This is a genomic window from Pseudomonas sp. K5002 (genome assembly GCF_013386655.1).
In the GTDB taxonomy this organism is placed as follows: domain Bacteria; phylum Pseudomonadota; class Gammaproteobacteria; order Pseudomonadales; family Pseudomonadaceae; genus Aquipseudomonas.
In genome coordinates this window covers 1-505 of sequence record NZ_JACARK010001124.1, presented here as the reverse complement: position 1 = coordinate 505, position 505 = coordinate 1, and the positions used below count along the sequence as shown (strand labels likewise).

The window sequence follows — 505 nt, the reverse complement described above, 5'->3', positions numbered from 1 at the left end:
AGAGCGTGGGAACGATCTATAGGAAACTGCCATGCCCACTGCCCTATACCGCTTCATCCTCGCCGCCCTGCTGTTGCTGCCCCTCGCCGCACACGCCAGCGACGCCGAAGACTTCATCAACGCCAACCCGATGCAACAAGCCAAGCTGCTCCAGGACTGGGCCGCCCAGCCCGACCCGGCGCGCATCGAGCTGGTGGACGCCCTGCAACAAGGCCAGATCAGCGTCAACGGCGAAACCAAGACCGTACGCCTGAACAACCGCCTGCGCGGCCTGATCGACAACGTGCAAGCCAGCCAGGAATTGCTCGCTGCCGACCCCAAGGTGCGCCTTGCCGCCGCCCAGACTCTGCAAAAAAGTGCACAACCTGCGCAGCTGAAATTCCTCGACCAGCAACTCGCCGGCGAAACCAATGATGACGTACACACAGCCCTCAGTCTCGCCCTGGCCAACCTGCAACTGGTAGACCCCGACCCGGCCGTGCGCCTGGCCGCCGTGCGCTTGCTC

General features: G+C 64.0%; 1 pseudogene. It reads left to right on the top strand.

What is annotated here, in order from left to right:
* Positions 1–31 precede the first annotated feature (31 nt).
* A pseudogene (locus tag HX846_RS33950) lies at positions 32–505 on the top strand (urea ABC transporter permease subunit UrtB); the annotation flags it as partial.